General features: G+C 63.0%; 8 protein-coding genes. 1 reads left to right on the plus strand and 7 read right to left on the minus strand.

All coding sequences use genetic code 11. The features are described from left to right. Positions 1-15: 15 nt before the first annotated feature. Positions 16-1,194: a lytic murein transglycosylase gene (locus NKH12_RS23565; RefSeq protein ID WP_352955346.1), complete on the minus strand. Its 1,179-nt coding sequence runs from the start codon at positions 1,192-1,194 to the stop codon at positions 16-18. Positions 1,195-1,274: 80 nt separating this feature from the next. Further along, entirely contained in the window at positions 1,275-2,066 is a 792-nt protein-coding gene (locus NKH12_RS23570; RefSeq protein ID WP_352955347.1) for a glycoside hydrolase family 25 protein, read from the minus strand. 223 nt (positions 2,067-2,289) lie between these two features. Here NKH12_RS23570 and NKH12_RS23575 point away from each other — a divergent pair, with 223 nt between their 5' ends. Continuing rightward, the gene (locus NKH12_RS23575; protein WP_352955348.1) at positions 2,290-3,669 is read left to right on the plus strand and encodes a serine hydrolase domain-containing protein; all 1,380 of its coding nucleotides are present in this window, start codon (positions 2,290-2,292) and stop codon (positions 3,667-3,669) included. Positions 3,670-3,698: 29 nt separating this feature from the next. On the opposite strand, the gene NKH12_RS23580 is transcribed toward NKH12_RS23575, so the two are convergent. From NKH12_RS23580 to NKH12_RS23600, 5 genes are all read right to left on the minus strand, one after another. Continuing rightward, entirely contained in the window at positions 3,699-4,007 is a 309-nt protein-coding gene (locus NKH12_RS23580; RefSeq protein ID WP_352955349.1) for a HigA family addiction module antitoxin, read from the minus strand. 9 nt (positions 4,008-4,016) lie between these two features. Continuing rightward, positions 4,017-4,313: a type II toxin-antitoxin system RelE/ParE family toxin gene (locus tag NKH12_RS23585; protein ID WP_352955350.1), complete on the minus strand. Its 297-nt coding sequence runs from the start codon at positions 4,311-4,313 to the stop codon at positions 4,017-4,019. Positions 4,314-4,441: 128 nt separating this feature from the next. Continuing rightward, positions 4,442-5,164 (minus strand): class I SAM-dependent methyltransferase, encoded by a 723-nt coding sequence (locus tag NKH12_RS23590; protein WP_502910836.1) that lies wholly within the window; start codon positions 5,162-5,164, stop codon positions 4,442-4,444. Beyond that, on the minus strand, positions 5,161-6,408 hold the full coding sequence (locus NKH12_RS23595; RefSeq protein ID WP_352955351.1) for a BtaA family protein: 1,248 nt from the start codon (positions 6,406-6,408) through the stop codon (positions 5,161-5,163). The genes NKH12_RS23590 and NKH12_RS23595 overlap by 4 nt, the downstream gene beginning before the upstream one ends. 82 nt (positions 6,409-6,490) lie before the next feature. Next, the coding region (locus NKH12_RS23600) for a hydantoinase B/oxoprolinase family protein (RefSeq protein ID WP_352955352.1) at positions 6,491-7,745 on the minus strand (1,255 nt) is incomplete at its 5' end.

Below are 7,745 nucleotides of genomic sequence, written 5' to 3' on the forward strand. Positions count from 1 at the left end.
ACACTACTCACTAACCTACAACTTCCCCAAAAGCTCCGGTGTCGGCCAGCCGTCGACCGGCAGGCCTAGCCGCATCTGCTCCTTACGGATCGCCTCGCGGGTGTTGGTGCCCAGGATGCCGTCGACCGTCCCCACGTCATAGCCTCTGGCCTCGAGCTTTGTCTGCAATGCCCTCATCTGGTCGCCGTTGAGGCCGGGTTCTGGATTGCGCGGGTCGAATTGCGGTGCACCCGCCAGCCGCGCGGCGAGATTTGCCGCGGTCAGCGCATAGGTGAAGGACTGATTCCACTCGAGGTAGACGTCGAAATTGTCGTAGACGAGGAAGGCCGGCCCCTTGCGGCCCATGGGCAGTGCGAGACCTGCCTTCAGGCCGTTGTCGACAAGCGGCGTGCCATTCGGGTTGGTGATACCCCACTGAGCCCACTGCGTCAGCGGCAGCTTGTTGGTGCGGCCGGTCTGGTCCCACGGCATGTAGTCGGGCACGCGGACTTCCTCGATCCAGGGCTGGTCGCGTTTCCAGCCGCGCGACATGATCTTGTTGGCGGTGGTCATGATCACGTCCGGCGCGCTGCTGCGAAGGTCGACCAGACCATCGCCGTCGCCATCGACGCCGCGGCCGAGATAGTCGGACGGCAGCATCTGCGTCTGGCCGATTTCCCCCGCCCAGGCGCCGGTGACATCGGCCGGCACGACGCCGCGATCGATGAGGGTCAGCAGCGGCATGATCTGCGGCCGGAAGAGTTGCGGGCGGCGGCAGTCATGCGAGAGCGTGACCAGTGCGTTCAGCGTGTGGAAATCGCCCTGCACGGCGCCGAAATCGGTTTCGAGCGCCCAGAAGGCGGCAATGACCGGGGCCTGAACGCCGAATTCGCGATCGGCGCGGGCAAAGACGTCGTCATATTGTTTTAGGATGACCGCGCCCTGCTTCAGCCGGTAGCCCGAGATCATCCGGTTCGAGAACTCGATGAAGGTCTGGGTAAAGACGCCCTGGGCGCGGTCGCGCGCCAGCACTTTTTCGTCGGCGGTGGCCTCTTCCAGCGCCTCAAGGCCGGCAGTACCGACGCCGGCGTTCCTGGCCTCCGCCGCCACGTCCTGCTTCCATGCTTCGAAATCGCCACCGCATTGCTGTGCCACCGCCGGCGCCGCCGTGGCGGCCAGAAACAGCGCCGCGAGAATTTCCAAGCGCAATCGCATCGCCATCCTCCCGAGAAGATTACCGGCGGTTGCAGGCGTCCTTCACTGGCTGTGTCGAAAAGCAGGCGGCAGGCCCGCTGTCAACGGGTGTTCTGCCGCAGCCACTTGTTCCAAGCGGCTTCCGAGCCGTTGAAGACATTGATATCGGCTTTGCCCCTTATGCCCGGCACAATACCGGTTCCGGTGTACTGCCAGAAAGTGAAGGGGTGGCTGCCGTATTTCTTGCGCGGGTGGCCGGCCACCGAACGCAGCCAATAGGGATAGTCGCGGAAAACCGACAGGCCATTGTCGTCGAAGAAATCGATCGAAGTGTAGATGATCGGCTTCTTGCCGTAGTGGTTTTCGACGATTTCGAGGAATGTGCTCATCTCGCTGCGCACCGTGGCCGCATTGGGGCGCAGCTTGCAGGTCGGCGATTGCGGGTTCCATTCCATGTCGAGAACTGGCGGCATCGCCGAGCGGTCTTTGGGCACGTTCTGGATGAACCAGCGCGCCTGCGTGGCGGCCGGTGTGCAAAAATAGTAGAAATGATAGGCCGCGCGCGGGATTCCTGAAGCTTTCGTGCCGCTCCAATGCTCGTTGAAATACTCGTCGAAGCGATCGCCGCCTTCCGTCGCCTTGATGAAAACGAAGGAAATGCCGCTGGCCCTGGCCGCTGGCCAATCGACCGAGGTCTGGTATTTGGAGACGTCGGTGCCGTGAACGGCATAGCTCCATGGCGCGCCGCTGTCCCATTCATGCGGGTCGGAGTCGTCAAAACGGGGTGCGCGCACCGCAACGGTCGGGGCGCTCGATGAGGGAGGCGCAAGATCGTCGACGGTCGAGCAGGCGCCCAGCAGCGTCAGCATGATGAAAGCCGCGAAACGGCGCATCGCTACTCCTGAACCGGTTTCAGCCGGCCGCTGATGGGTTGTTGCTGCAGGTGGTCCCTCGACCGTACCCCCAAGCGATCGCCCCACAAGACCGCTCTCCTATCCCTGGTGATCGCCGATCATGGTTGATATTCCGTTGACGGCGCTCGACAGGAACCACGATTTTGCCGAAGCAATGGCGGCAAATCGATGGCATAGATGAGCGTCCGGGGGGAGTCGGAAAATGCAGATTGCTCTGAGGCTGGTGAAATGGCTGCTCGGGCTGGCCGTGCTGGCGGTCGCAGCACTCGCCGCCTGGCTTTACATCGCGCCGCCGGAACTGATCCGCGTCGGCTCGGGTTATACGGCCAAGATCGTCTGCTCGAATGTCTTCGTCGCCGGACGCGATGCCGACCAGGTGCTCGCCGTCGACGTGCAGGCGCCGGGCCATCCGCTGCTCAGGCTGATGAGGGTCTCCGTCGACAAGGAGCAGGGCACGGTTTGGGCGGGGCTGTTCGGCGTGTTCGGCAAGAGCGTCGCGGTCGTTCGAGACGGGCTCGGCTGTGCTTCGGTTCCGGATGGCGACATCGCCACGGCCAAAGCAGTCGCCGGGCCGGCGCTGACACCGGCGCCGCCGCTCGATGCACTCTGGCCGGAGGGCGACAAGGTCGATGCCTCGCAGAACCCCGAAATCGCGAATATCCTCGACGATCCTGCAATGACCGGCGCCGGTATGCGGGCGGCGATAGTGGTCAAGAACGGCCGCATCATCGCCGAGCGCTATGCAAACGGCTTTTCCGAGAAGACGCCGCTGCTTGGCTGGTCGATGACCAAGACGGTAAATGCCGCGATCGTCGGCACGGTGGTGAAGGACGGCAAGATGGTGATGACGAACCAGGGCCTGTTCGGACCCTGGAAAGCGGACGGCCGCGCCGCCATCAGTCTCGCCGATATGATGGCGATGTCGAGCGGGCTGGAGTTCAACGAGGATTATGGCGACGTCACCGACGTGACGCGGATGCTCTACCTCGAGCCTGATATGGCGGGCTTTGCCGGATCCAAGTCGCTGACCGGCGAGGTGGGCAAGGTATTTGCCTATTCGAGCGGCACGGCAGTGATGCTGTCGCGGCTCTGGCAGGATGCGATCGGCGATAAGGACGAGGCGCTGGCGTGGCCACGGGTCGCACTGTTCGACCCGCTCGGCATGCAGAGCGCGGTGCTGGAGGCCGACGAGCACGGCACGTTCGTCGGCTCGTCCTATCTCTACGCCACCGCGCGCGACTGGGCGCGCTTCGGCCAGTTCCTGCTGCAGGATGGTGTCTGGAACGGCAAGGAGATCCTGCCTGCCGGCTTCGTTGGCTGGATGCGGGAAGCAGCACCGGCTTCGAAAGTCTACGGCAGGGGCCAGTTGTGGATCGAGGGGCCGGGCGACGAGGAGAGCCCCGGCGCCGGCACTGCTGCGGGCTTGCCTGGGGACACCTACTGGATGGAGGGCCATGACGGGCAGACCGTCGCCATCATCCCCTCGGAGCAGCTGGTGGTGGTGCGGCTTGGGCTGACACCGGCCAAGCTCGGCTACCGGCCGCAGATGATGGTGGCAGCGCTGGTGAAGGCGCTGCATTAGAGGAATGCGGCGGTCGCTCGCCGCGGAGTCTATGCAGCTGTCGCCAAAGGCCTTGCACGATAAACACGCGCCCGCTCGTCGGGCGAATTCATAACCGCCCAAAGATCGCTGCGGCGTTGGACGTTCAACCAGAAATCCGGGCTGTTACCAAACACCCGCGCCAGAATGAGCGCGGTTGCCGCCGTCACATTACGGCGGTCGTTGCACAATTCGTTCACATGCTTGCGCTGGACGCCCATAGCTTCGGCCAAAGTTGCCTGTGTCAGGCCGAGTGGCTGCATGAATTCTTCGGTAAGAATTTCGCCAACCGTTGCTGGCTTGCGTGCGGTCATCAACATGTCTTCACCTCACTTATAACCGTGGTCGTCGAGATAGATGTCCGACGCTTCACCCCGGCCACCATCCCAGCGGAAGACCAGCCGCCATTGTTTGTTGACACGGATCGAATGGAAGCCTTCTAGATTGCCGCGCAACTTCTCGAAATGGTTGCTGGGCGGCACACGCAAATCCTGATCGATCACTGCGTCGTCAATCATCTGGAGCTTGCGGAATAAGCGGCTTTCGAGATCGGACGGAATGTTGCGGGAGTGAGTGTCATCCACGAAGAAGGCCCGCAGCCATCCGTCTCTAAAGCCGATGATCATCCTATGCTGCCAGCGATGAGCTGATGTACCACTCCTTGGGTCATATGGCAATGTGATTTAGCCGAATTCAACCCCACCTTACTGAGGAGCTGAGCAGCCTTCCCGCGGCAGAAATCAGAACATTGATACTAGACGGCGATCTTGGCCAGCCAGGCGTAACCGCGATAAAGCGTTCTAAACCGAAGGGTTGCGCCGACTCTTGCAGATTCCGATTCCAGGACGTCCCGCAGGGATTGACGCGGCTCGACGTGGAATTTTCTCAGCCAACCGCGCAACAGCGTGCGGAACCAGCGGGGCAGGGCCTCCTGCTGGCCGAAATCGACGACATGCAGCGAACCGCTAGGCGACAGGGCTGCAAGTGCCGCGGAAACCGTCTTCTCCCAACCGGGGATCATCGACAGCGAATACGAGACAAAAATGCGGTCGAAACTTTCCACAGAGAACAGCGCTTTCGCGTCGAAATCAGTGGCGTCGCCGCGCGCCAGCTTGACGCGGCCGGACAGGCCTTCGCGGGCAATGGCAGCCGTGGCCGTTTCCAGCATTTCGGCCGAAATATCGAGACCGCAGAAGCGGGCGTCGGGATAGCGGCGGGCGGCGAGGATGATGTTGCGGCCGGTGCCGCAGCCGAGTTCGAGCACGGTGCCTCCGGCGGGCACATCCAGCCCTGATATCAGCCGGTCGCGGCCGAGCAGGTAATATTTGCGGGTCAGGTCGTAGATGTGGCGCTGCCAGCGGTAGACGCCGTCCATCAGCTCGGCGTGCCCGGCCGGCGGTTCGCCGTGCCCGGCCGGCGGTTTGCCGTGCCCGGCCGGGGGTTTACCGTGCCCGGCCGGCAGTTTGGTCGTGCTCATGCGGCCTGCTTCACATAAAGGTGGAAGCCGCCATAGATGGCCGAACGGTCGCGGGCCGAGAATTCGCGCGACGCCTCGTCCGCATAGCTCCACTGGTCGAGCAGCGAATTCGAGACCCGGCCGGGCAACAGGCTAGGTTCGGCCGCGGTGCGGAAGATGACGCGAGCACCGTTCGACGCGGTGCGGGTAATTTCGGCCCACAGCGCATTGAGCTGGTCGTCGGTCATCCAGTCCTGCGCGTCGAGAAGGACGAAGCGGTCGACGGAAGCGGCATCCTTGCCGGCAAGGAATTCGATCAGATTGGTATGGTGGATGGCGACGCGGTCGACATTGTTGCGGATCGTCTTGTAGTTGCGCTTTTCGAGATAGGCGGGCAGCGCCGCCTCGCCGGGATTCGGGTAGCGGCGGGCAAAAGCCTGCCATGCGAAATAGTTGTTCTCTAGCGGAAAATCACAAGCGAGCTTTTCCAGCCGGGCCTTCAGCACGCTGGCCATGGTGCCGTCGCCCGAGGTGATCAGCGAATCATACTGGGCCGGCGGAATGCCGAGCCCGAACAGCGAGGCTTTTCGCGAGGTGGCCCATTTCAGCAGCGGCCTTTCGAAGACCGGCGCCAGCTTTTCGTCGAAGAAGCGGCGCTGGTCGGCGAGGCTTTTGGCTTCCATGATGCCGGCCGGGTCGACACCGAACAATCTGGCGGTACGATGGCCCATGGCAATGAACAGGCCGAGCAGCCCGGTCTGATAGAAATTGCGGTCGAAGACGGCGATGCGGCGACGCCGGCGCCAGTTGCGATGTTCCCAATAATGGCGGCTGACCGGGTCGAGATGCGGCGCGATGAAGCGATCGTAGGCTTGCGAATTGTGACGGGTCTCGGCAGCGCCGAAGAAACGGAACAGGTCACCCTGCGACGGCAGATGTCGCACCGCTTCGAGTTTCATGCGGTTCAGCGCGATATGGGCGGCGTTGAGATCGACGGCGTCGATCCTCTCGGGCGACCGGGTTAGATAGGCGAGGATGTTGCAGCCGCCCGAGGCGATGGTGACGACGCGATGGCCCTGCCCAAGCTGCATCGCCTCCATGTCGACGTCGGGGTCTTCCCAGATCTGCGGGTAGACGAGGCCGGAAAACAGCAACGCAAAGAGCCGCTCGGAGAGGCCGGCCTTCGACAGCGGGCGGTTCTGGTAGACGGCCTTGCCAACTTCCTTGCCGCGGCGAAAAACCAGTTCTCCGGAAAGATCCGTCATGACAAGGCGATTCCCCGTTTGCTCTGGCGCAAGCGGGTAGCGCAGCGTTATGACAGGCCGGTGACAGTCTGTTGAGGCGAGCTCAGGCCTCGCCAAATCCGCCGGGCGTCGGCGTCGTCACGATGATGGCTTCACCGGCATCCAGCACGGTCTGGTCGCAAGCCTTCAGGACTTCGATGCGGCCATCCTTGCGGTGGACCTTGGTCGAGCCGACCTCGCCATCGCCGCCGCCATCCAGGCCTTGTGGCGGGCGGTTGCGATGCGAGGACAGGATGGCGCACTCCATCTTTTCGAGAAAACGGATGGTGCGCTCGGTGCCGTCGCCGGCCCTCCATTTGCCTTTGCCGCCGGAGCCTTCGCGGATGTGGAAATCCTCGAGCAGGACGGGGAAACGCAGTTCCAGCACTTCCGGGTCGGTTAGGCGCGAATTGGTCATGTGGGTGTGGACGCCGGAGGTTCCGGCAAAGCCGCGACCGTTGTTCATCCGGCCTGCCGGCGAGCCGGAGCAGATCGTCTCGTAATATTGGTACTGCTTGTTGCCGAAGGTGAGGTTGTTCATCGTGCCCTGCGCGTTGGCCATCGCGCCCATGGCGCCGAACAGCGCATTGGTGACATGCTGGGAGGTCTCGACATTGCCGGCGACGACCGCGGCCGGGTAGGTCGGCTTCAGCATGCAACCCTGGGGAATAATGATGTTGATCGGTCTCAGACAGCCGGCATTCATCGGGATCATGTCCTCGACCATGACGCGGAAGGCATAGAGCACGGCCGCGCGGGCGACCGGCTCGGGAGCGTTGAAATTGTTCTTCATGACCGGCGACGTGCCGGTGAAATCGACGGTCGCCTCACGCTTCTGCCGGTCGATCGAGATCTTGACCTTGATCACCTGGCCGGTGTCGGTCGGATACTCGTATACGGAACTGTCGGGCAACCGCTCCAGCACGCGGCGCACGCTTTCGGCGGCATTGTCCTGGACGTGACCCATATAGGCTTCAACCACGCCAAGGCCGAAATGCGCGACCATCTTGCGGAGTTCAGCAACGCCCTTTTCATTGGCGGCAATCTGCGCCTTGAGGTCGGCGATGTTCTGGTGCGGATTGCGTGCCGGGTAGGAGTGGTCGGTGAGCAGCGTCTCCAGTTCCTTCTCGCGGAACCGGCCGCGATCGACGATGCGGAAATTGTCGAACAGCACGCCTTCCTCGTCGACCGTGGTGGCGAGCGGCGTCATCGAGCCGGGCGCCGTGCCGCCGATGTCGGCATGATGACCGCGGGAGGCAACGTAGAAGAGTATTTCCTCCCCCCATGAGGGGGAGGTGCCGCCGCAGGCGGCGGTGGGG

Source organism: Mesorhizobium sp. M1322, assembly GCF_040318085.1.
Lineage (GTDB): Bacteria > Pseudomonadota > Alphaproteobacteria > Rhizobiales > Rhizobiaceae > Mesorhizobium.